At 46.1% G+C, this 23,434-nt stretch carries 24 protein-coding genes, 2 tRNA genes and 1 pseudogene; 14 read left to right on the forward strand and 13 right to left on the reverse strand.

Annotation, left to right across the window (positions count from 1 at the left end; translation table 11 throughout):
* From AC9UEY_RS02905 to AC9UEY_RS02940, 8 genes are all read left to right on the forward strand, one after another.
* Positions 1–708, forward strand: a 708-nt coding sequence (locus AC9UEY_RS02905; protein ID WP_509537518.1) for a glycine--tRNA ligase, incomplete at its 5' end; no start/stop codon positions are given.
* Entirely contained in the window at positions 678–1,844 is a 1,167-nt protein-coding gene (gene dusB / locus AC9UEY_RS02910) for a tRNA dihydrouridine synthase DusB (protein WP_509537520.1), read from the forward strand. The genes AC9UEY_RS02905 and dusB, both read left to right, overlap by 31 nt.
* On the forward strand, positions 1,845–2,498 hold the full coding sequence (locus tag AC9UEY_RS02915) for a YdcF family protein (protein ID WP_509537522.1): 654 nt from the start codon (positions 1,845–1,847) through the stop codon (positions 2,496–2,498).
* On the forward strand, positions 2,495–3,709 hold the full coding sequence (locus AC9UEY_RS02920; RefSeq protein WP_509537525.1) for a deoxyguanosinetriphosphate triphosphohydrolase: 1,215 nt from the start codon (positions 2,495–2,497) through the stop codon (positions 3,707–3,709). Before AC9UEY_RS02915 ends, AC9UEY_RS02920 begins: the two co-directional genes overlap by 4 nt.
* Positions 3,710–3,718: 9 nt before the next feature.
* The gene (gene dnaG / locus AC9UEY_RS02925) at positions 3,719–5,560 is read left to right on the forward strand and encodes a DNA primase (protein ID WP_509537528.1); all 1,842 of its coding nucleotides are present in this window, start codon (positions 3,719–3,721) and stop codon (positions 5,558–5,560) included.
* A 49-nt stretch (positions 5,561–5,609) separates the two neighbouring features.
* Positions 5,610–5,681 (forward strand) — tRNA-Asn (locus tag AC9UEY_RS02930).
* Between the two features lies 1 nt (position 5,682).
* Positions 5,683–6,066, forward strand: a complete 384-nt coding sequence (locus tag AC9UEY_RS02935; RefSeq protein ID WP_509537531.1) for a Rieske (2Fe-2S) protein — start codon at positions 5,683–5,685, stop codon at positions 6,064–6,066.
* Between the two features lie 23 nt (positions 6,067–6,089).
* Positions 6,090–6,326, forward strand: coding sequence for an ACT domain-containing protein (locus tag AC9UEY_RS02940; protein ID WP_509537534.1), 237 nt, complete (start codon positions 6,090–6,092; stop codon positions 6,324–6,326).
* On the opposite strand, the gene galK is transcribed toward AC9UEY_RS02940, so the two are convergent.
* Genes galK through galT form a run of 3 tightly spaced genes read right to left on the reverse strand, consistent with a single transcriptional unit; the run spans position 6,323 to position 9,530 of the window.
* Complete coding sequence (galK, locus tag AC9UEY_RS02945) at positions 6,323–7,462, reverse strand: galactokinase (protein ID WP_509537537.1); 1,140 nt, start codon at positions 7,460–7,462, stop codon at positions 6,323–6,325. The two genes, AC9UEY_RS02940 and galK, sit on opposite strands and share 4 nt — an antisense overlap.
* Before the next feature lie 2 nt (positions 7,463–7,464).
* On the reverse strand, positions 7,465–8,418 hold the full coding sequence (galE, locus tag AC9UEY_RS02950) for a UDP-glucose 4-epimerase GalE (RefSeq protein ID WP_509537539.1): 954 nt from the start codon (positions 8,416–8,418) through the stop codon (positions 7,465–7,467).
* The gene (galT, locus tag AC9UEY_RS02955; RefSeq protein WP_509537542.1) at positions 8,418–9,530 is read right to left on the reverse strand and encodes a galactose-1-phosphate uridylyltransferase; all 1,113 of its coding nucleotides are present in this window, start codon (positions 9,528–9,530) and stop codon (positions 8,418–8,420) included. The genes galE and galT overlap by 1 nt, the downstream gene beginning before the upstream one ends.
* Before the next feature lie 20 nt (positions 9,531–9,550).
* Between galT and AC9UEY_RS02960 the strand changes: the two genes are divergently transcribed.
* Entirely contained in the window at positions 9,551–11,653 is a 2,103-nt protein-coding gene (locus tag AC9UEY_RS02960) for an alpha-galactosidase (RefSeq protein WP_509537545.1), read from the forward strand.
* On the opposite strand, the gene glpK is transcribed toward AC9UEY_RS02960, so the two are convergent.
* Positions 11,650–13,140, reverse strand: a complete 1,491-nt coding sequence (gene glpK, locus AC9UEY_RS02965; RefSeq protein WP_509537614.1) for a glycerol kinase GlpK — start codon at positions 13,138–13,140, stop codon at positions 11,650–11,652. The two genes, AC9UEY_RS02960 and glpK, sit on opposite strands and share 4 nt — an antisense overlap.
* A gap of 61 nt (positions 13,141–13,201) precedes the next feature.
* Here glpK and AC9UEY_RS02970 point away from each other — a divergent pair, with 61 nt between their 5' ends.
* Positions 13,202–14,863: a glycerol-3-phosphate dehydrogenase/oxidase gene (locus AC9UEY_RS02970; protein ID WP_509537548.1), complete on the forward strand. Its 1,662-nt coding sequence runs from the start codon at positions 13,202–13,204 to the stop codon at positions 14,861–14,863.
* Here the strand turns inward: AC9UEY_RS02970 and AC9UEY_RS02975 are convergent.
* The 6 genes from AC9UEY_RS02975 to AC9UEY_RS03000 form a co-directional block, all read right to left on the reverse strand.
* Positions 14,853–16,472, reverse strand: coding sequence for a glycoside hydrolase family 25 protein (locus AC9UEY_RS02975; RefSeq protein WP_509537551.1), 1,620 nt, complete (start codon positions 16,470–16,472; stop codon positions 14,853–14,855). The two genes, AC9UEY_RS02970 and AC9UEY_RS02975, sit on opposite strands and share 11 nt — an antisense overlap.
* On the reverse strand, positions 16,469–16,726 hold the full coding sequence (locus AC9UEY_RS02980) for a hypothetical protein (protein ID WP_509537554.1): 258 nt from the start codon (positions 16,724–16,726) through the stop codon (positions 16,469–16,471). Before AC9UEY_RS02980 ends, AC9UEY_RS02975 begins: the two co-directional genes overlap by 4 nt.
* Positions 16,727–16,767: 41 nt before the next feature.
* Entirely contained in the window at positions 16,768–17,433 is a 666-nt protein-coding gene (locus AC9UEY_RS02985) for a response regulator transcription factor (protein WP_509537557.1), read from the reverse strand.
* A 157-nt stretch (positions 17,434–17,590) separates the two neighbouring features.
* Positions 17,591–17,664, reverse strand: a tRNA-Ile gene (locus AC9UEY_RS02990).
* Between the two features lie 22 nt (positions 17,665–17,686).
* Positions 17,687–18,010 (reverse strand): lycopene cyclase domain-containing protein, encoded by a 324-nt coding sequence (locus AC9UEY_RS02995; protein WP_509537560.1) that lies wholly within the window; start codon positions 18,008–18,010, stop codon positions 17,687–17,689.
* Complete coding sequence (locus tag AC9UEY_RS03000; RefSeq protein WP_509537562.1) at positions 18,007–18,369, reverse strand: lycopene cyclase domain-containing protein; 363 nt, start codon at positions 18,367–18,369, stop codon at positions 18,007–18,009. The genes AC9UEY_RS02995 and AC9UEY_RS03000 overlap by 4 nt, the downstream gene beginning before the upstream one ends.
* A 36-nt stretch (positions 18,370–18,405) precedes the next feature.
* Between AC9UEY_RS03000 and AC9UEY_RS03005 the strand changes: the two genes are divergently transcribed.
* The gene (locus AC9UEY_RS03005; RefSeq protein ID WP_509537565.1) at positions 18,406–19,353 is read left to right on the forward strand and encodes a Brp/Blh family beta-carotene 15,15'-dioxygenase; all 948 of its coding nucleotides are present in this window, start codon (positions 18,406–18,408) and stop codon (positions 19,351–19,353) included.
* Between the two features lie 4 nt (positions 19,354–19,357).
* Complete coding sequence (locus AC9UEY_RS03010) at positions 19,358–19,945, forward strand: M23 family metallopeptidase (protein ID WP_509537568.1); 588 nt, start codon at positions 19,358–19,360, stop codon at positions 19,943–19,945.
* Between the two features lie 50 nt (positions 19,946–19,995).
* Here the strand turns inward: AC9UEY_RS03010 and AC9UEY_RS03015 are convergent, their stop codons facing one another.
* Positions 19,996–20,199, reverse strand: a complete 204-nt coding sequence (locus AC9UEY_RS03015) for a cold-shock protein (RefSeq protein ID WP_017956305.1) — start codon at positions 20,197–20,199, stop codon at positions 19,996–19,998.
* A 271-nt stretch (positions 20,200–20,470) separates the two neighbouring features.
* Here AC9UEY_RS03015 and AC9UEY_RS03020 point away from each other — a divergent pair, with 271 nt between their 5' ends.
* Together AC9UEY_RS03020 and AC9UEY_RS03025 are read left to right on the forward strand one after the other, a co-directional pair.
* Positions 20,471–20,980 (forward strand): DUF3145 family protein, encoded by a 510-nt coding sequence (locus AC9UEY_RS03020; RefSeq protein WP_509537570.1) that lies wholly within the window; start codon positions 20,471–20,473, stop codon positions 20,978–20,980.
* Positions 20,981–20,996: 16 nt separating this feature from the next.
* Positions 20,997–21,755 (forward strand): SIMPL domain-containing protein, encoded by a 759-nt coding sequence (locus tag AC9UEY_RS03025; protein ID WP_509537573.1) that lies wholly within the window; start codon positions 20,997–20,999, stop codon positions 21,753–21,755.
* Here the strand turns inward: AC9UEY_RS03025 and AC9UEY_RS03030 are convergent.
* Together AC9UEY_RS03030 and AC9UEY_RS03035 are read right to left on the reverse strand one after the other, a co-directional pair.
* Positions 21,752–23,143, reverse strand: a complete 1,392-nt coding sequence (locus AC9UEY_RS03030; protein WP_509537576.1) for an acyl-CoA carboxylase subunit beta — start codon at positions 23,141–23,143, stop codon at positions 21,752–21,754. The two genes, AC9UEY_RS03025 and AC9UEY_RS03030, sit on opposite strands and share 4 nt — an antisense overlap.
* Positions 23,144–23,434, reverse strand: a pseudogene (locus tag AC9UEY_RS03035) (beta-ketoacyl-ACP synthase); the annotation flags it as partial.

Here is a 23,434-nt window from a genome sequence, read left to right on the forward strand (position 1 = left end):
TGGCACCAGTACTGGATTGATACACGCATGGCTTGGTATGTGGACCTTGGGATCAACCCAGAGCGTCTTCGAGTGTACGATCATCCAAAAGAGAAGTTGTCACATTATTCAAAGCGCACAGCAGATATTGAGTACAAGTTTGAATTCGCCGGAACTGATTGGGGCGAGCTAGAAGGTATTGCAAACCGTACCGACTTTGATCTCAAGGCGCACTCTGCTGCCTCTGGTAAAGATCTTTCTTACTTTGATCAGGAAAAGGGAGAGCGTTGGACTCCATTTGTTATTGAGCCTGCAGCTGGTGTTGATCGCTGCACACTCACATTCTTAATGGATGCATTCACAGAAGATGAAGCACCAAATAGCAAGGGCGAGATGGAAAAGCGTGCGGTATTAAAGCTTGATCATCGCCTCGCACCTATTAAGGCTGCAGTTCTTCCACTCTCACGTAATGCAGATCTCTCACCTAAGGCGCGCGATCTTGCAACACAACTTCGCAAGAACTGGAATATTGACTTTGATGACGCAGGCGCAATTGGTCGCCGTTATCGTCGTCAAGATGAAATCGGTACTCCTTACTGCATCACCATTGACTTTGAAACACTTGAAGATAATGCGGTGACAATTCGCGATCGCGACACAATGGCGCAAGAGCGCATCGGCCTAGATCAGGTCGAAGCATGGTTAGCACCTCGCTTACTAGGTTGCTAAAACCACTCCTACTTCCATTAGCAAGCGGTGATCACTACATAGATCCACCGGTTGTTCTAGCACCCATGGCCGGAATAACTAATGCACCATTTCGCACATTGTGCCGGGAACAAGGGGCGGGATTATTTGTCTCTGAAATGGTTACAGCACGCGCACTCATTGAACGTCGTCCAGAAACTCTTCGAATGATTGTTCCGGGCAAAGATGAGTGGCCACGTTCTGTGCAGTTATATAGCGTTGATCCAACAACGATGCGCGCTGCAGTGACAATGATTGGTAAAGAAAACTTAGCCGATCATATTGATATGAACTTTGGATGTCCTGTGCCAAAGGTGACTCGCAAAGGCGGGGGAGCGGCCCTTCCCTTCAAGCGCAAGCTCTTTTCAAATATTGTTGGTGCAGCAGTTGAGGCAGCAAAGCCTTTTGGAATACCAGTGACTGTAAAGATGCGCATAGGTATCGACAGCGATCATGAAACTTATTTAGAGGCCGCAAAGTCTGCAGCTGATTTAGGCGTTGCTTGGGTTGCATTGCATGCTCGCACAGCGGCCCAAATGTATGAAGGAAAGGCGGATTGGTCTGCAATTGCCCGCCTTGTTGAGCACTTAAAGCCAACTGGAGTGCCTGTTTTAGGCAATGGAGATATTTGGTCTGGCAGCGATGCAATTGACATGGTTGAACAAAGTGGTTGCGCTGGTGTTGTAGTCGGACGTGGATGTCTGGGTAGGCCTTGGTTGTTTACAGATCTTGTCTCTTCGCTGAAGGGCGAAGGAAAGCAGATCACACCAACCTTGCATGAGGTGCGAGAAGTGATGTTCCGCCACGCTAATTTAATCGTTGAATATCTAGAATCTGAAGATCGCGGAATGCGCGACATCAGAAAGCACATGGCGTGGTACTTAAAGGGTTTCCGCGTCCCACGTGAAATCAGACATGATTTAGGAATGGTTTCTTCCTTGGAAGAGATGCGTAATTTATTGGACCAACTTGAAGATCAGCCATATCCAACAGAGGTTGGAGACAAGCCACGTGGCCGCACAAGCCATGGTCGCCCTCCAACATTGCCAGATGGTTGGCTAAACGACCCCGATGAACTGGTTCACGTTGAACTAGAGGATGCGTTTTCTGGCGGATAAATGTTTCTATTTAGATGGATACGTCGCACAATTTCAGTAGTCGTAGTTCTTGCTCTGATTGCTCCTGCCTATGGTGTTTCACAAGTGTGGCGCGCAGCTAAGAATCCTGTTGTAAGGCAAGCAGATGTCATTGTTGTATTAGGTACTGCGCAATTAAATGGCAAGCCAGGAGAAGCTTTAGAAGCACGTTTGATTGAAGCAAAACGAATTTATGATCTTGGATATGCATCATCAATAATTACTGTTGGCGCTGGTGCACCAGGGGATAGAACGACGGAAGCGGCATCTAGCAAGTATTGGCTGCGCAAGAATGGAATACCTGCCAAGAAGATAACTGCAATTGAAGAAGGCCGAGATACTTTAGTAAGTACTAAGGCCTACGCCGCCGTGATGAAAAAGCGTTATGTCAGCGATGTCATCATCGTGACAGATCCGTATCACTGCAAGCGCGCCATGGCGATGGCAAATGATCAGGGCGTTATTAGTACATGTTCTCCCGTGCAGAGCGGTCCGAATACCATCGCAAATAGTGGTTACAGATACCTACTTCGTGAAGCCGGTGCGTATTTGGTCTATATAACTGTAGGTAAGCGCGGGGTACAGATAAGCGATCACTTACCTGATGCAGACATTGTTACTAAGGTATTGCCATGAGCTACAGCGCATTTGATCAAGAACGGTTCTTAGATGAGCCTGCAAAGCGCGCTGGTCGCACTGAGTTCATGCGTGATCGCGCGCGAGTTATTCACTCAGCATCCCTTCGCCGATTAGCTGCAAAAACACAAGTAGCAGTTCCTTGGGAAAATGATTTTCAACGCACCAGACTTTCACACTCTTTAGAGTGCGCACAGATAGGCCGCGAGCTAGGCGAATCACTGGGAGCAGATCCTGATTTACAAGATACCGCTTGTCTTGCACATGATCTTGGCCACCCACCCTTTGGTCACAATGGCGAAGAAGCATTGGCAGAGATCGCAGAAGAGTTTGGTGGTTTTGAAGGTAACGCTCAGAGCTTTAGATTATTAGTGCGGTTAGAGGCAAAGACTGTTGATGCCAACGGCAAAAGTCTTGGACTTAACTTAACTCGCGCATCTTTAGATGGTGCAACAAAGTATCCATGGCCGAGGTCTGAAAATCCTCGTAAGTTTGGTGTTTATGATGATGATGTGGAGATCTTTACTTGGATGCGCACAAATGCACCTGCCGGTAAGAAATGTATTGAAGCTCAGATCATGGATTGGTCTGATGATTGTGCCTACTCCGTCCACGACCTAGAGGATGCAATCTTTGCAGGACAGGTATCTGTTAAAAATTTTGAACAAGATGTTACAGAGCTCTACAAGGTAATGACCGTTGATTACAAAAGTGATGCAACAGAGCAAGAAGCAATAGATGCTCATGCACGCCTTTCTGCACTTTCTGCTTGGCCACATTATTACGACGGAAGCCATCGCAGCCTTGCACGCATGAAGGATTCAACAAGCCAGTTAATTGGTCGTTTTGTTTTAGCAGCTGAAATCCAAACTCGTAAAGTCCACGGTGATGGCCCACTTTCACGCTACAGCGCAGACCTTGAAATACCACGTGAACAAAAGGTGGAAGTAGATTTCTTAAAAGCCATAGCAGGCCATTACTTAATTAACGCAGCACATTCACAAGATAGATATGCAAAACAGCAGATAATCATTGGTGAGTTAGTTGAGATGCTTGTGAAATATCCGAGCGAACTTGATTCTTACTTCCAGAAGCCCTGGAATGAGGCGGGCAATGAAGTGGCCAAAATGCGCGTGATAATTGACCAGGTTGCTGCCCTTACTGACCCGGGTGCCTATGCCTTGCATGCACGCCTACTTGCTAATCGGTAGGGTACGAACATGAGCGGTCGCATTAGAGATGAGGATGTTGCATACATCCGAGATCGCGCACCCATCGATGAAGTTGTTGCAGATTATGTTCAGTTAAAAAATGCTGGTGGGGGACAGAAAAAAGGTTTGTGCCCATTTCATGATGAGAAGTCACCCTCATTTCATGTGACCCCAAGCAAAGGATATTTCCACTGCTTTGGTTGCCAAACTGGCGGAGATGTCATTGCATTTTTAATGAAGATTGATCACTTAACTTTCACAGAAACAATCGAGCGTCTTGCAGATCGTATCGGTTACACCCTTCGATATGACGAAGGTTCTAGCTCTGGACCAGTTGTTACATCTAGTACTCGCAACCGCTTAATCGCAGCGCACACAGAGGCAGCAAAGTTTTATCAAGAACAACTCAATTCCTCGCCAACTGCAGCCCATGGACGTGAGTTACTGACAAAGCGTGGCTTTGATCGCGCAGCCTGTGAGCAGTTTGGTGTGGGTTACTCACCCGATGAGTGGGATGGTCTCACAAAGCATTTACGCACTCTGGGTTACACAATTGATGAACTAGAACTTGCAGGACTTTCTAAGATGGGCCAACGTGGACCTATTGATAAGTTCCGTAATCGCTTGATGTGGCCTATCAAAGATATTTCAGGAGACATAGTTGGCTTTGGTGCTAGAAAGCTTGCTAGTGACGCTGATGATCAGGGTCCAAAGTATTTAAATACCTCTGAAACTCCAATCTATAAAAAAAGCCAAGTGCTATATGGCTTAGATGTTGCCAAGAAAGAGATTGCTAAGAAGCGTCAAGCAGTCATCGTTGAAGGCTATACAGATGTCATGGCAGCCCACCTTGCAGGCATCACAACAGCGGTTGCAACCTGTGGAACCGCATTTGGCGCAGACCACATCCGAATTTTGCGCAGATTATTAATGGATGACGATGCATTTAGAGGAGAAGTTATATTCACCTTTGATGGCGATGCTGCAGGACAAAAGGCAGCACTACGCGCATTTAGTGAGGACCAGAAGTTTGTGACACAAACATTTGTTGCAGTTGAGCCAGATGGCTTAGATCCCTGTGAGCTTCGCCAAGAAAAGGGCGATCTTGCATTGCGCGATTTGATTGCACGCCGTGTTCCTCTATTTGAGTTTGCAATCCGCGCAGAATTGAAACATCACAAATTAGATTCTGCTGAAGGTCGAGTCAATGCATTAAACGCCGCCGCACCATTAGTTGCTCAGATCCGTGACAAGTCATTGCGTCCAGAATACACACGACTTCTTGCAGGGTGGCTTGGGGTTGAGGTCGAAATTGTTACTAAGGCTGTCTCTCGCGGAGTTAAATCGGCTCCTGCGCAACAATCATCAGTCGAAGAGACAACTGCCCAACCAAACTTTAGACCAGATCCCAATGAGGCACGATTGATTCTGGAACGCGAAGTATTAAAGGCGAAGCTGCAAGATCCAACACTTTTCGATGGTGACCTATGGAGTTCAATTGAGGCCGGTGCCTTTACACATCCTGCCTATATTGCATTGCGTTTGGCAATCGATTCTGTTGAACAAATTGCACCAGAGAATATCGCTGATGAAAATGTGAAGGCGTTGTTTACAGAATTAACAGTTGAACCAATCCGCGCCGATGGAAAGCCAACTGTTGTATATGTTGCAAGCATCGTGGCTCGTTTGCGAGAGGTGGCGATTTCACGTTCTATTGCAGAACTCAAGTCATCTCTTCAGCGCTTAAATCCTGTCGAAAATGAGATCGAATACACGGCTGCTTTTGCCCAATTAGTTGCGCTGGAAAGTGCCCGCAGATCTCTGCATGATTTGGCGCTCGGCAGCCTTTAGTTTTTGTCCAAACCCGTGTGTGCGCTAGAGTTTGTGCTTGCACCGTTAATCCCTGATAGCTCAACGGCAGAGCAGTCGACTGTTAATCGACAGGTTCTTGGTTCGAATCCAAGTCAGGGAGCATGAAGTTCACACGCAGATCCGCACTTCGGATAGCCCTCATTGGGGCAAGTACTACCCTGCTTGGAACACCAGCCGTTGCTGCTAATCACCAGATCGTTAAATTGAGCAAAATCAAAGTTGGCGCAACATATTCTTTTCAACTCAAAAATGGCGCACCTGCTCTGCTCTTTCGCACAAAGACTGGCGTATTTGCCTTTCAAACAATTTGCCCTCACCAAGGCGGATTGACCAAGTACTTTGCCCCAAAAAAGTTGTTGGTGTGTCCTGTTCATAACGCCAGCTTTGATCCATTCAAAAAGGGCGCTGTTGTTGCAGGACCTGCAATTACTCCTCTGCCGTCAGTCAAGGTTGCCATTAAGGGTGACTGGATAATCCTGGCTTAAAGACTTAAGGATAAGGTTTTCACATGGCACTCTTCCAACTTAACGTAGCAATTCCAGATCGCCCGGGTTCATTAGGACTACTTGCATCTGCAATCGGCGCAGCAGGTGGAGACATCCGTGGGCTCGCAGTTGTGAAGTCTGAAGATGGCAAAGGGTTTGACGATATAACTGTTGCAATTCCAGGCAGTGATCCAACTGATCTACTTAATGTTTTAGGTGCAATTGGTGGGGTAGAAGTACTTTCAATCAACCCGCTCTAGTTCTTCTGAGATATTAGCTCTGCGCCTTGACTTGGTAGAGATGTGAAAAAGCGCGGAGCCTTAAATTTCTTATCTGCAAAAGCGCTTTCAACTGCGCGAATTGTTTGGGTTGTCTTCGAAGCCTGAATCAATGCAATCGCACTGCCACCAAAACCACCACCCACCATACGTGAACCAAGCGCTCCTGCTGCAAGTGAGGCTTCAACTGCGGTATCTAGTTCTGGACAAGAGACTGTGTAATCATCACGCAATGAAAGATGCGATGCGTTGATCAACTGACCTACTTTTACAAAATCACCCGCGCTTAAAGCCTCCACGCAATCTAGAACGCGCTTCATCTCAGTAACTGCATGACGAGCGCGAACATATTCAGTCTCTGTAATGTGATCTCTATAAGTATCTAACTGCGCCATTGTTAATTCGCGCATGGATTTAACAGATAATTTAGCCGCCACAGATTCACATGATGCTCGGCGCTCGGCATAGCCTCCATCAGTTAACGCATGATGAGCTTGAGTATCAATGATTAGTAGTTCTAACCCGTGTGATGCAACATCAAAGGGAATATTGCGAGTTGAAAGATCCCTGCAGTCCAGTAATAGCGCTGATCCAGTTGTTGCCATGAGGGAAATAGATTGATCCATGATGCCGCAGGGGACCCCTACGTATTGGTTTTCAGCCTTTTGAGTTAAGCGAGCAAGCTCTTCAAGATTAAATCCCATATTAAACAAATGATTCATCGCAGTTGCCACAGAACACTCAAGTGCTGCAGAAGAGGAAAGCCCTGCGCCAAGTGGAACATGCCCATCAATTAAAAGATCGACTCCACTTTTTACCTCCATCGCCCATAGGACACCGAGCGCGTATCGCTCCCATTCACCCTTGAGGCCAGGCTTAACATTGTTGATATCGACCGTGACAATTTTGTTGCGGCGCTGAGCCGATGCAATACGAACAGTTGAATCATCACGCTTTCTAACAGCGACTAAAGTTCTATCTTTAATAGCAAAGGGAAGAACAAATCCTTCGCTGTAATCAATGTGCTCACCAATTAAATTAACACGCCCTGGGGCTGCGGCAACTAAGTCCGGTTCTTCGCCGAATGTTGCAAGAAATTTACCTTCAATCGCACTCATTATTAGGCCATAGATTTCAAGGTGTCAGAAACCATCGTGTTCATATCTCGCGTTGGCTCCCACCCGAGGTGTGTCTTAGCCTTTGAAATATCAGCAATCAATACCGCTGGATCACCTGCGCGGCGCGGAGAATCAATAAATGGAATCTGATGTCCAGTAGCAGAACTTGCTGCTGCAATTACTTCGCGCACGGAATACCCCGAACCGCTGCCTAAGTTATAGATCTCGTGACCAGGCTTTCCTAGTGAATGAAGAGCTTTTAGGTGTGCATCAATTAAGTCAATGACATGCACGTAGTCGCGAATACATGTTCCATCGTGTGTGGGCCAATCAGTGCCAAAAACTTTTACAGGATTATCTGTTGTGCTGCGCAAAACATTAGGAATGAGATGAGTTTCAGGGTTATGTCGCTCTGCTAGCCATCCGCGCTCTCCTCTTAGCGCTCCTGCAACATTGAAGTAGCGAAGGGATGCTGCAGATATTCCGTGGGCTGTTGCCTCCGCCGTGATCATGTGATCGATAGCAAGCTTTGTTGCACCATACGGATTGGTTGGAATGGTCTCAGATGTTTCAAGAATGGGAACAACCTTTGGCTCACCATACGTAGCTGCAGATGATGAAAAGACGATTTTGGTGATTGATTGTTTGCGCATTTCATCAAGCAAGATTCGTGTTCCATCAACGTTAACTGAATGGTAGAGATCAGGCTTTTCAACAGATTCTCCTACTAAGGATTTACCTGCAAAGTGCATAACTGCAGCACAATCTGTTAGCGCATCTGCAACTTCTCCGGCATTGAGAAGTGAACCTTGAATAAAACGAACACCAGCAGGGACGGTATCGGCATGGCCCATACTGCAATCATCTAAAATCGAGACTTCAATGCCTTTTGTAAGTAAAACTTCAACTGCAGTTGATCCAATATAGCCAGTGCCACCAGTTACCAAAACCCGCATTACAACACTACTTCGCGCAATTGGGCTGCAGATTGTTCTGGACGCATGTCCATTATGAATGCACCCATCGCAGATTCAGAACCAGCTAAATACTTTAGTTTTCCTGGGGCGCGACGAACACTTGTTATCTGCCAGTGCAGGCGCATCACATCTCGGCCAACTCGCACAGGTGCTTGATGCCAGGCTGCGATGTATGCCATTTCAATTCCAAAGACGCCATCTAATCTGCGTGTTACTTCCAATGCGATTTCTGGGAAGGCATCACGATCGGCATCCGTTAAACCTGTCAGGTCTGCAACTGGGTTGAGGGGAGTGATGTGGATTTCAAAAGGGTAGCGCGCAGCAAAAGGAACATATGCAATCCATCGATCATTTCTAGCAATAATGCGCTCTTTATCTCTAATTTCACGAGCAACAACTTCATCAAATAAAACCTTGCCAGTTTGTTCCTTGTATTTGTTGGCAGCAGCCAACATCTTCTCAACGCGTGGTGGAATATATGAATAGGCATAAATCTGACCATGTGGGTGAGACAGGGTCACACCAATTTCTTCTCCACGGTTTTCAAAGGGTGCAATGTGCTCAATGAAGCTTTCTTGTGAGAGCTCTGCTGTGCGGTCAATCCATGCCTCAAGCAATGTGCGCACACGTTGTGGGGTTAGATCCTTAAATGCTTTGCCATGTTCTGCTGTAAAACAAATTACTTCACACTTGCCGGCTGCTGTTCCTAGATCAGTATCAGGTCCAACCAAATCAGGTAGTGCCCAATCACCAATAGGTGGACGCAATGAAGGTGAACGATTATCAAAGACAACTACTTCAAAATCAGATTCAGGAATCTCTGTCAGTAATTCACCTGTGGTCGGACACAAAGGGCATAGCTCCTTTGGAGGCAAGAAGATTCGTCCTTGACGATGAGCTGCCATTGCAACCCATTCATTGACCAATGGATCTAGGCGAAGTTCACCAATTCCTGGTTGTTCTTCCTGAGACCGGGCATCTTCAACATTTCGCGCTTGGCCGGCGGTGTCGTAGTAACGAATTGTTCGACCATCGGCCATATGGCGATCATTTCTGATGACGCCTGCTTTTAGTTTTTTACTCTCGCCCATAGTGTCGTTACTCTACCTTTGTGAGTAAGCAATCTGCACTATTGAGCGCACCATCCTCATCACTGTTGCTTGAAGTAGTCGATGGGGCCCTTGTGATCCAACACTGGGGAGCACCAATTCATGGAGATCTCGCATCTGTGCAAACAGCGATTCGTCCATCGATTGCTAATAGCTCTTGGGATGAGTCACAGTTTCCCGGAATCATGCGCGAGAGTTCTCGCGGTTTTTTGGGGCGTCCAACATTATCTGGACACCGTAATGGAAAAGCTTGGTCGACAAAGTTTGAGGTAACAGATTTTCATCATCAGAAAAACCACGTTGCCCTTACCTTTCGCGATCTTCATGCTGAACTTGAAGTGGTAATTACTTTCGACCTTGATAATCATGGTGTTTTATTTCAAAAAGCCACAGTTAAGAATTTAGGTGAAACCGAGTATTGCCTTAACGAATTTATTCATTGGTTACCTCTTCCAAAGGAAGCCACACAAACTTTGGATTTTGCAGGTCGTTGGTCAAATGAGCGCAATCCGCAGCGCAGAGAGATCGCAACTGGCACCTGGGTTCGCGAATCTCGAGAAGGTCGCAGCGGACACAACTTTTCTATCGCAGATATCGCACTAACTGCGCAGACATCTTTCCAATCAGGAAGCGCCTGGGCCACAAGCATTGCCTGGAGCGGTAACTCACATTATTTAGTTGAAAAATTATTTGATGGTTCACAATCAATTGGCGCTGGCGAACTATTGCTACCAGGTGAATTGATATTGGCATCAGGTCAAACATATGAAGCTCCAGCGTTGGTTTCAGTGTATTCAGCAGAAGGATTAGATGGCGTAAGCGCTGCTTACCACTCATACCTTCGAGCACGTGAAGTTCATCCAAAGAAAGAACGCCCACTTACTTTGAACATGTGGGAAGCGTTGTATTTTGATCACAACGAGGAAAAGATCAAAGCGTTAGTTGATGTTGCAGCAGAAGTTGGTATTGAGCGCATAGTTCTAGATGATGGATGGTTCCATTCCCGTCGCAATGACCGTGCTGGCTTAGGGGACTGGGTTATTGATCCTGCAGTTTGGCCTAATGGTTTGTCGCCAATCATTAAATACATCAATGACAAGGGAATTGAATTTGGCCTGTGGTTTGAAGGCGAAATGGTTAACCCAGATTCAGATTTATATCGCGCCCATCCTGAGTGGATATTGCATGAAGCAGATCGTGTTCCACCGCTATGGCGCCATCAGTTAGTTCTAGACATTGGCCACGATGGTGCTTTCAATCATGTGCTGGAGCAAACCTCTGCAGTTCTTGCTGCGCACAACATTGGCTACATCAAGTGGGATCACAACCGCGTTCTTGTTGATGCTGGCCACCTGGGCGCTGCCGGTGTTCATCGCCAAACACAAGCGATCTATCGATTATTTGCTGAGCTCAAGAAGCGTCATCCTGGACTTGAGATCGAATCCTGTGCATCAGGTGGAGCACGAATTGATTTAGGTGTGATTGATTATGTCGATCGATTTTGGACAAGTGATAACAATGACGCACTTGAGCGCCAAACAATTCAGCGTTGGACAGCTCAAGTTATTGCACCTGAACTCCTTGGTACTCATATTGGACCAACTCATGGTCACCAAACAGGACGCACACTAGAACTTTCTATACGTGCTACTACTGCGCTATTTGGTCATGCAGGTATCGAATGGAATATCACAGAAGCCACAACAGAGGAGCGAAAGCATTTAGCAACATGGGCGCAGTACTACAAGAACAACCGTGGCCTGCTTCATTCAGGCAAGATGGTTCGCGTTGATTATCCAGAAGCACATGCATATCTGCATGGCGTAAGAGCACAAGATGCTTCTCGCGCAATTTTTGCTTACGTCCAATTGACTCCAGCGGTTTCAATTCATCCATCACCACTTAAGTTTCCTGGATTAGATCAGACAGCAAACTATGCAATCAAGGCTGTGTTCCCAGCAGGTAAGCCACGCTTTATGTTAATTACTCCACCCGAGTGGATGTCTGGAATAACAATGTCTGGTTCTGCGCTGACTTCAATTGGTGTGACTGCGCCAATTCTGGCTCCTGCAAATGCCTTCTTGATCGAAATAAGTAAGGCTTAATCAACCCAATTCAAGGTTCGCTCAACAGCTTTCTTCCAACCTGCATAACCAACTTCACGTTGTTCTGCGGTACTTGTTGAATTCCAACGACGAGATTGTTGCCATTGCTTTCGGACTTCATCTGTAGATGACCAAAAACCAACAGCTAAACCAGCTGCATAGGCAGCACCGAGTGCAGTAGTTTCACCGATTAATGGGCGAGTGATATCAATTCCCATAACATCTGCCTGCATCTGCATGCATAGAGAGTTAGCGGTAATTCCTCCATCAACACGCATCTCCTTCATGGGAACGCCACTGTCGGCAACCATGGCATCCATGACATCTCGTGTTTGGTAGCAAATTGCTTCAAGGGCTGCGCGTGCAAGATGTGCCTTTGTTGCAGCGCGAGTTAATCCAACAATTACACCGCGTGCATCGGTGCGCCAATAGGGTGCAAATAAACCAGAAAATGCTGGGACGAAGTAAACACCAGCAGTATCTGTTACAGAAGATGCCAAGCTTTCAGTCTCTGCTGCATTTGAGATAATTCCTAATTGATCGCGAAGCCATTGGATTGCAGAACCTGTAACAGCAACAGAGCCTTCAAGTGCGTAATGTGCTGGTGCATCACCCAGTTTGAAGCAAACAGTTGTGAGTAATCCATTATTAGAGTGCACAATTTCAGTACCTGTATTTAGCAGTGCGAAGTTTCCCGTGCCATATGTTGTCTTTGATTCGCCGCGTTCAAAGCAGACCTGACCAACCATTGCAGCTTGCTGATCACCCAAGATTCCTGCAATTGGAATTGCCGTACCAAATGGACCATGCGGATCTGTGAGCGCATAGGTTTCAGAGGAGGATTTAATAACAGGAAGGGCAGAACGTGAAACACCAAAGATGACAAGAAGTTCCTCATCCCAATCCAGGGTTTCAAGGTTCATTAGCAAGGTGCGGCTGGCATTTGTTACATCAGTTGCATGAACGCCTCCGCGAACACCGCCCGATAAATTCCACAGCAACCATGAATCGATAGTTCCAAAACGAGCATTAGGACCTTTTGCAGATGGAACATTTTGGAGAAACCAATTCATCTTGCTGCCAGCAAAGTAAGGGGCAATGGTTAAACCCGTTGTGTGGCGAATCTTTTCTTGTTGGGCATCAGACAACGATGCCAAAAACTCAGTAGTACGAGTGTCTTGCCAGACAATTGCATGAGAAAGCGGTTGACCCGTTGTTACATCCCACACCACAGTTGTCTCACGTTGATTGGTCAGCCCAATAGCTGCTAAATCTGAGCCCAAAATGTTGGCTTGCTTGAGAGCTCCAGCGACTACTTCTTGGGCTCGCTCCCAAATTTCAGTGGCATCATGTTCGACCCAACCTGCTTGCGGAAGAATTTGGCGATGTTCTAGTTGATGCTGTCCAACTACCTGGCCGGCGTGGTCAAAGATCATGAATCGAGTACTACTAGTGCCCTGATCCAAACTGCCGATATATGCCACGATGCACAACCCCTCGCCGTAAGTTAGACTTAGCGTACTCACTGATTACGGAGATGCAACGCATATGTTCTTGTCACAACTTGGCCCAGACCAGCGTGACTCTGCCATCTCGCAATTAGGCACAGAACAATTCGACATCCTTGTTATTGGCGGGGGAGTCAACGGGGTAGGTGCAGCACTAGATGCCGCCTCTCGTGGATTAAAAGTTGCCCTCATTGAGGCGCAAGATATTGCATCTGGAACATCAAGTAGATCTAGCAAGTTAATTCATGGTGGCCTTAGATATCTTGAACAATATGATTTTAAATTAGTACGTGAAGCCTTACACGAGCGCGAGCTAATGGTTTCAACACTGTGCCCACATCTTGTTAAGCCAGTCGGATTTTTGTTTCCACTTACTGAAAAGTTTAAAGAGCGAACTTATGTCGGAGCAGGTTTGGCTCTCTATGACGCACTACGTGGATTTCAGCGTGCACTTCCTTGGCACAAGCACCTAAGCAAAAAGCAGATTAATGAGATTGCACCATCTTTGCGTCATGACATTGTCACTGGTGCAATTAAATACTTTGATGCCCAAGTTGATGATGCTCGCCACACAATGGCAGTGGCACGAACTGCCGCACGCCACGGCGCAATCATTGCGACCCAAGTTTCTGCAGAGTCTTTAATTCGCGAAGGCGAGCGTGTTGTTGGCGTAAATGCTCTTGATTTAGCATCTGGGAAGAAGATTGCGATTAAAGCCGGTGCAACGATTATGTGCGCAGGTGTGTGGAGCGATCAATTACATGAGCGTTTTGAATTAACTCCTGGGTATCACGTGACAATGAGTAAGGGTGCGCACATTGTTGTTCCTGGATCTGCCATAAAATCTGATGCTGGAATCATTTTAAAGACTCCAATCTCTGTGTTGTTCATAATTCCATGGGGAGACAAGTGGATTGTCGGTACAACAGATACTCCATACATTGGTGATCGAGCAGAGCCATGTGCGACCAGAGAAGATGTTCAATACATCTTGGATCAAGCTAATCGCGTTCTTGAACCAAAGCTTCAAGCAGATGAAATTATTGGCGTGTATGCAGGATTACGTCCATTGGTTGCAAACAACAAGAGCGCAACAACAACCAAGCTTTCCCGTGAACACACAGTAGATCGACCAGCTGCTGGATTTGTATCTATTGCTGGCGGTAAGTACACAACATATCGCGTCATGGGCAAGGATGTTGTTGATCGCGCAGTAATTGAACTACGCAGATTAACTCAAGAGTCTGTGACAGAAAAACTTCCATTAGTAGGTGCCGATGGCTACTTTGCATTAGAGCAACAGAAAGAGCGTATTGCTCAAGAATCTGGGCTAGATGTTGAAACCGTTACACATTTGCTCAATCGCCATGGATCACTGATTGGCGAGATCCTAGAAATAATTGAGGAACAACCAAAGCTAGCCGCCAAACTAGATTCGAACTTGCCATATATCAAAGCTGAAATTGTTTATGCAACCTCACATGAGGGTGCGCGCTCTGTTGATGATGTCATTTCTCGTCGTACACGCCTATCTTTTGAAGCGGTCAATCATGGGGTTCACCTTGCAGATGAAGTTGCAGCACTCATCGCACCAGTTCTTGGTTGGAGCGCAAAGGAGCGCAAGGAATCTATTGCACAATACATGGAATTAGTTGAACGTGAAATCACAGCCCTCGATGAGCTACTAGAGGTTAATTCTTAATCTGTCCTCTGCAACCATCGGTAGTTGGCTTTTTAGTTGCAGTAGGTGAAGGTGTTGCAGTAGGTGAAGGTGTTGGTCCTTGTGTAACTTCAAAAGTGACGGGAAATGTTGATTCTGCGTGAGTTCCAGAAACATCTTGGAACAGAACTTTTCCAACATATGTGCCAGCTAATACACCTTTAAGTGCAAGAGTCCATACGCCACTTGTTTCTCGCAATATTGCTTGTGTGGGCTTTGTAGCCGGAGTCGTTGTTTTATCAAAAACCAATTTCACATTTCCTGTGACAACGGGAGAGCCACTAGGTCGTACAACATTTACTTTGAAGGTAACAAGCTTGTTTGTTGTGCTTGCCGATTGACCCACAACGCTAAGCACGGTTGGTTCTTGCTGTGGCATTAAGTCAACAAGTGATGGCGCCCAGCTTCCCTTTGCCAAATCTAAGAAGGATGAAGGGGTCCCACGGAAGACGTTTAGATCTAATCTATTTCCAGGAACTCCGTACTTAGGTGCAATGCCACATGAAGAGTATTGCCACACAGTCCATTGTGAATCACAGTTTGCACCAGTCCATGAGTGCACATAACATCCACCGGTCTTAATACCTGGCTGGTTAATGGGGTTAGCTGGATCTATTGCATACTGCGCTAACCACAATGGATATTGGGCGAGCTCAGGTGAACGTGTCATAGAACTTTCTAGAAAGTTTGCATAAGAGTAGAGAATTGGAGTTTTACCTGTCTTCTCCTTAACAGATGCTAGAAAAGTTGTTGCCCACAAAGTCACAGCACTTCGTGTTGCATACTTTTGGCATGCACCAGATGAGGAGTAACGAACACACTTATTTTCCAGATCTAGTGCATACGGCAAATCCTTCTCGCTATAACCACCCATAGATGCAAGTCTCCATACAACTTTCTGGGCTTGTGCCAGAGCATCCTTTTTGATGTCTTCTGGGTCTGTTACATCAGGCAACACTGCGTAGTGATAAAAACCTGTGTATATACCGGCAGCTTGCGCAGCATGGTGATCCATTGCAGCGTATTTAACAGACAACAGATCAGCTGACTCTCGAGTATCTGATGCCTTAATAAATACGAATCGCATTCCTGCTTCATACATCTTTACGAAATCGATTGCTTTATCGTTGGGGTGCTGCCAACGACTTATATCTGCGCCATGAATGCGACCACCAGGGCCAGTTAAATCAATGAATTGAGCAGGATCAGTATTTGAGATCTCAGGTTGCTGCTTGACGGTGATCGAGCGAATGGGTGAGTACAAACTCTTTCCACCTATTACGGAAACAGCGCGATAGCGAACATTCGCGTTTAGTGCAGTGGCAAGGGCGGTAACTTTCCAGGTTCCAACTTTGGTGACCTTTGTCGTAAAGCGAGTTGTCGTCCACTTTCCATCTGTATCAACTTGGATCTTTACAGTGGTCCCTGAACGGTTTGGCTTGAGATTTCCATACAAAGTCAGCAATGTTTCTGAAGCACTGGGTGTTTGCTTGACTGACATAGATAAGGTCGATGTGGCTGCGACTGATTGCGGTGCTCCCACGACTGCAACTACTAGAGATAGGGCAAGTAGATAGATCTTGACTCTCATTGTTCGATAATCTCAACATCTATGCCGATTGTGGATTTGATTGCTTCAACTAAGGCAGCTTTCAGATTAGGACGAGTTTCTGAATACTCATGTGATGTCGCAAATTTTCGGCTATCTGAAAAATCTAATGTTAAAGTTCCATTCTCAAATGAGCTTAAACGAGCATCAAAGTATGCAATCCATGCAACGCGATTTTCTGACTCGAGGGCATCAAGCACCTGGTTCCACTGCGCCCGAATCTCAACTAGCTCCATAGGCGCGAACTTTACCTTTGCGCCTTCAAATAACAGGACAACTAGTGTCTAGGCGCGCCAATCCACTTAAAGTATTCGCCAACTAATTGAACCCTCAAGTTCTTTGATCGGTCGGGCTGCACATTGAGCACCAATGCAATCCGCGAAACAATCTGCTCGATCGCTTTTTCACTGACAAATCTCATGCGACTAATCTCAGCATTTGTTAAACCATCTGCCACAAGGCGCAAAGTTTCAATCTGGAGATCGGTTAATTGCGATAGTAAATTCTCTAAAGCTTTCTCATGGAGTGAATGGTTTCCACTAACCCATGTGACCGAGGAATCTGGCTCAAGGACTCTTGACTCTGAAATGACATCACACAGGGTTGCAACGTTATTCATGGATTTTTTGATGACAACTTTGGCCCCGACTGGAAGGTCAGACTTGAATTCCCCGAGCAATCTAAGATCTGCGCAAGCCACCAATACAACTACGCCAATAGTTGGTGTTTCCTTACGGATATTATTTGCGATCGCAATCGAGTGTTCATCTGATAGATGCATATCAATGAGGAGCACATTGGGTTGCATGCTTCGCATCAAGAGAATTGCCGATGACTCTTTTTGCGCTTCTCCTATTACATTTGTTCCGTGCAGTTTAAGTGCGGCGGCCATGGTCGATAACTCAAAAGCATCATCCATGACAAGTAAGACTCGATCGCTCATACCTAAAAGTTACGCCTAGGTTTGCCCAATAGACACATAGGAGAGAGTTAAGTGAGAGGTAGCAGTAAGTCGGGTGAACTCAATTTTAATGAGTAATTAGGTAATTGAGAGATAACTCTCGGGATTGAGCCGACGAGTTAATTCTTATGACTTGGTGTGGGGCGGGTCGGGCTCGAACCGACGACGACGGAATTATGAGTTCCGGGCTCTAACCAACTGAGCTACCGCCCCTTACGGATGAACTTTACTGTAGTTATTTGTTGCGCTGGAATCCGCGCCGGCCCCAGAACTCCCACATGCCCATAACGGATAAAACAAGGGCAAATCCAAATAAGAGGTCTTCTAGTGGGGCAGAGGCAATGCGAATACCAATGATTGAATCAGGGTCATACATCACAATCGCTTTTCCATCACTGCGACTGTGAGTTAACCACCAATTAGTCAGCAATTGAAAAGGAAGGATGATCATGTATGAAAGCCAGAAGGCAAGACGTGTCAAAAGTGAGTTCTTAAATACAAAGAGATCAACAATGATTGAGATACCGAATGCGGCAATCGCAATATCGCTATAGATCACTTCTTTTCATCCTTTCCGAATTCCTTTTCGCGCAGATGAGGCTTAACCGTTGTGACGCCCTCAAGAGTCAATATCGCCGCCATCGGAACGATGATGAAAAAGAGAAACTCTTCTAAGGGAATATCAAATGGTCCGTATATTCCCAGCATCCTGTCGCGATTGAAAAACCAATGTCCTTGAGCAATCGCATAGGCATCCCATATAAGAAAAAAGAGGCTAATCGGCAAAATACTTATTAATGCTCTTTTCCATCGTTTCAAAACGCTGGTCTTTAGAACTATCTCTAGCCAAAAAGAGCCAAACACTGTGAAGGCGAGCATCGCCATGTATCCGAATTTCTGCACATCAGATCTTCTCACATTCACCTTTGATAGGGTTGCCAACAAGGGGGAGACATGCAAGAAAATGCTGCTGTGCTCTTTAATCGGGTTCGCCTCTTCTCAACTGTTTCTGTAAGTCTGGCAATTCTGACTTCTTTGATTTTTTCAGATCTTTTGGGTAGTAGCTCTATGAGCTGGCAAGTTATAATTGCAATTATTGCACTTGCACTTGGAATTCCACATGGGGCGTTAGATCACCTAGTGACGCTTCCAAAAACAGAGCCTAAGAAAATGGCGTTATTTATTATTGCGTATGTGGCAGTTGCCATTATTGCTGTTATCGGAATCCTTAAGTTTAATACTGTTGGATTTATTGTTGTTCTCTTTATGAGTGCGATCCACTTTGGAATCGGTGATGCCGCCTTTGTTAATGAAATTGATAAGCGGACAGAGAGATCGAAAAAACTTAACCGTTGGTTTTATATCCCAGCTGCAGGCTTTACCCCAGTGTTTATTCCACTTGTTAACTCTGCTAGCACTGAGGCTTTGGCTTCCGTAAATCCTGCGCTCATCAATTGGCATCAAGGATTAGATTCACAAATTTTCCTCACAGTAAGTATTTTCGCACTCCTTGCTATTGGGGTTATGGTCTTTGATAAGAGAAAAAGGGAAGCTTTAGATCTGATTGTGTTATTGCTTTTAGCCCATCTTGCACCTCCTCTTATTGCTTTTGCTGTGTACTTTGGATGCTGGCACGCAATGCGCCACACAGCCCGGCTCACACTTTCTCTTCCACGATGTGTTGAGAACATAACTCAAGGAATGCTCAGAAAAGCATTTTCAAACGCAGTTATTCCAGGCTTGCCAGCCCTGATTGGAACCTTCGTAGTGGCAGGATTGTTGGCGCTAAGTGGTCGAGATTTCACAGATGAGTTTTTCTGGATGGCGCTAGTAGTTGTGTGGGCGCTCACTGTTCCTCACATGGCAGTTACCGCAAAATTGGATCGCGCAGCATTAACCTAGGGTAATGAGATTAAAAGCAGCTGTAATCGCACTCTTGGTAATGGCAACAACGGGTTCACCAGCACAGGCTGCACCAAATTATGTATTTCCAGTTGTTGGCTGTGAGTACACATATGCAAAGTCACATCATGATTATCCAGCTACAGATGTTTTGGCCAAAGCAGGATGTCGATATGTTGCGGTGACATCGGGAGTTATTGATGAGGTCAATCGAATTGATTCCTGGTCAGGTAAAACAAATCTTGGAGCAGATCGTGGTGGGTTATACGTTTCCTTCATTGGAACAGATGGTGTTCGTTACTATGCCTCACATTTGAGAACCATTCCTCAAAGTATTCAACCGGGCGTTGAAGTAAAAGCTGGCCGGTTACTTGGAACAGTTGGTGCAACAGGAAGTGCGCGCGGAACAAAACCGCATATTCACTTTGGAGTTTCATGGGCAACTCCACCAGAAACATGGTGGGTGCGACGTGGAATGGTGTGGCCTTGGAAGTATTTAGATGCATGGAAAGCTGGAAAAGATCTTTCACCCGCGAAAGAGGTTGAAGCGCAACGTTTAAAGAGCGGCGATATTCCGCCAGTACCAAAGTAATAAAAAACCCCGCCAGTTACCCGGCGGGGTTTTTTAGAAGTTAGTGTTGATTAGGCAGGGTTTACTGCATCAGCCTGAGGACCCTTTGGACCCTGTACGACCTCAAATGAAACTGCCTGACCCTCTTCAAGGGACTTGTAACCGTTACCCTGGATTGCTGAGTAGTGAACAAAAACATCTTGTCCGCCGCCATCAACCGCAATGAAACCGAAACCCTTTTCAGAGTTGAACCACTTAACTGTGCCTGTTGCCATGTATTTATTTCCTTCGATATGTGGGTGTTTCGAGAAATCCTCGAATCACGGTCTTCCTCTTGCTCCAGCGATACCGATTATGCAAAACATGAAACGGGTACTGATTAAGCGTCCGACTGAGATGAACTCTACCTCCTACCGCCCCGTATGCCTAAAGCGGGGGTAGACAGTTTTAGGCTCATGGGTGTGTAATTAAGGTGTTTACCAAGCAATTGGGAAGCGTAAATGCCGCTGGGGAAGGTCGCATTAGGCGCATCTTGCTAGGAGAACCATGGAACGTTTAACCACGCCTTCAAATCGTCAGCAGGTTCGAGGCTTCTTAACCATTCATTCAGCCCCATCTGCGCTGCGCCACCATATTGATTGGGCGATCCAAACAGTGCTTGGCAATTGGATAAAGCTTGCATGGAATCCACAACCGTTAATGCCGGGAACATTTCGCACACAACTCGAGTTTCGTGGTGCACAAGGTGCTGCCGCAGAAATTGCTAGTGCGCTTCGCAGTTGGCATTACCTAAATTTTGAAGTTATTGAAGGATCTGAATCAGGCGGTGAACTATTTCGTTTCACGCCAGAACTTGGCATACACCGCGCTGTTGTTGACCAATCAGGTGCGGTCCTAGTGAATGAAAATCAACTAAGCGCCATTCTTGCCAACTCATTTGATGAAGAATCGATCCGCGAAGGAGTCGCTGCCATGGTGGGAAATTCTTGGGAGAGCGAACTAGATCGCTTCAGGAGTGTTGACCTTCAAGAACTTCCTCGTCTGCGCGCTATCTGATTGGTAGGATAAAGACATGACACAACTGAATGAAAGTCCAATTATCACTGTTGAGCGCCGCAAAGCGGTAACCATAATTATTTCTGCAGTAATCCTTTCACTGGCACTCGGCGGTGGATTGATGAAGGTTGGATCTGGTTTTGCTTCACGCAGCAGCGACGGAATTACTGTTACTGGTTCTGCAAAGACAACAGCAACTGCAGATAACGCGGTATGGACTCTTAGTGTCTCTCTTTCATCACCAACAGTTGCGGTGGCTGTGAAAAAGGTTGATGCCGATGTTGAGGCTCTTTCAAATTACCTCACACAAGGTGGAATCTCTGCTGAAAGCTTAACTCTTGGCGCAGTATCAACATTTGCCAACGAGGAGTACAGCAACGGAAATTCAACAGGTCGTATTCTTTCCTACCGCGCCTCACGTGAAGTTACTGTTCGCTCAAAAGATGTTCAGTTGATTTCTAAGCTCAGCCAAGGCATTGGATCACTGCTTGCTACTGGTATTAATGCAAATAACTATGGTCCTCAGTACTACATTTCTAATTTGCCAGAGCTGCGCCCACAGTTAATGTCAGAGGCGATGAAGGATGCAAAGGTACGAGCAGAAGCCCTAACAAAGGCTGTTGGTGGAAACATTGGATCCCTTGTTAACGTCAAGGCCGGTCCAATTCAGATCACAACACCAGATTCAACGATGACTGCTGATTACGGTGCCTATGACACTTCAACAATTGAAAAGACAGTTACTGCAACTGTTTCTGTAACCTTTAAAAGCTAAAGCGGAATATTTCCGTGGGATCCACGACGATGTGGTGCATCAGCAATAGTTTTTGCTAGCGCACTTCTTGTCTTTGAGGGGCTTAACATCTCATCTACTGCGCCAATTTCAATTGCTTTTTCAACGCCACCTGAAACTCTTTCGTGCTCAGCGGCAAGTTCTAACTCCATTGACTCACGTTGTTCTGCTGGGATATCTGCCAATAAACGACGATGGAGTACGCGCACTGCAGCTACTGCGCCCATCACAGAAACCTCTGCATTGGGCCAAGCAAATACGCGAGTTGCACCTAGGGATTTCGAATTCATTGCCACATATGCACCGCCATAAGCGCGACGAGTAATTAATGTAACTCGAGGAATAACTGATTCACCGAATGCGTGCAATAACTTCGCACCTCTGCGTACCGCGCCCTCCCATTCTTGACCTGCACCAGGTAAGAAGCCCTGCACATCTGCAATAACAATCAGCGGAATACCAAAGGCATCACAGGTTCGCACAAAGCGTGCAGCTTTCTCACCAGCTGCTGCATCTAGAACGCCTGCAAGGTGTGCTGGATTGTTGGCTAGAACACCGACTGTTGCACCGCCAAGGCGTCCAAGAACAGTTGTCATATTGGGAGCCCACATAGATAGCAGCTCAATGTGTTCAGCATCCTTATCAAGAATTGCATCAACCAAGGGATGGACTTCATATGTGCGCACATGAAATTCTGGAACATAGATTGATAGATCAATATCTTTAACATCAGGATTCATAAATCCTTGATTAGCAAATAAGGCGGTTAAGATGCGAATATCTTCAATTGCTTCATCTTCACTTGCGGCAATTACGTGTGCAAGACCACTGTTTTTCTTGTGTGCTTCAGGGCCACCTAGTAGTGCCATATCAATATCTTCGCCGGTAACACTTTTTACAACATCAGGGCCTGTAACAAAGATTCGACCTTCAGGTGCTAGAACAACTACATCTGTTAGTGCAGGCCCATACGCACCGCCACCTGCAGTTGGTCCAAGTACCAAAGAAAGTTGCGGGATGCGCCCACTTGCAGAAATCATCGACTGGAAAACTTCTCCGAAGGCGTCTAGGGATGCAACACCATCACTTAATCGAGCACCACCACTGTGCCAAATACCAATGATTGGCACTTGTGCACCCATCGCAGCTTTGTAGGCAGAAACAATTACTTTAGATCCATCCACACCAAGTGCGCCGCTTTTTATCGTTGCATCGGATGCGAAAATAACAACTTTGTTACCCTTCACAGTTGCCGTGACAGCAAGCATTCCGCACTCTGTGCGGGGGATTAGGAATTCAAATTTTCCATCATCAACTAAACGCGCAATCCGTGAAATCGGATCGCGTGGATCATTCGATGTAGGCGACATTTATAGGCTCTTAAAAGCCAATACAACGTTGTGTCCACCAAAACCAAAGGAATCATTCAGTGCTGCGATATCTCCTGCAGGTAAAGCACGTGGCTTATCGCGCACAACGTCCACAGTCACCGCAGGATCTAAATCATCTATATTAATTGTTGGGGGAGCCATTCGATCTTGCAATGCCTTAACTATAAATACAGATTCAATTGCACCAGCTCCACCTAGTAAGTGGCCAGTCATCGACTTAGTTGCAGAAACTGCAACATGATCAGCATCTTTTCCAAGTGCTGCGCGCAA

It is taken from the genome of Candidatus Planktophila sp., from assembly GCF_040402275.1.
Classification (GTDB): domain Bacteria; phylum Actinomycetota; class Actinomycetes; order Nanopelagicales; family Nanopelagicaceae; genus Planktophila.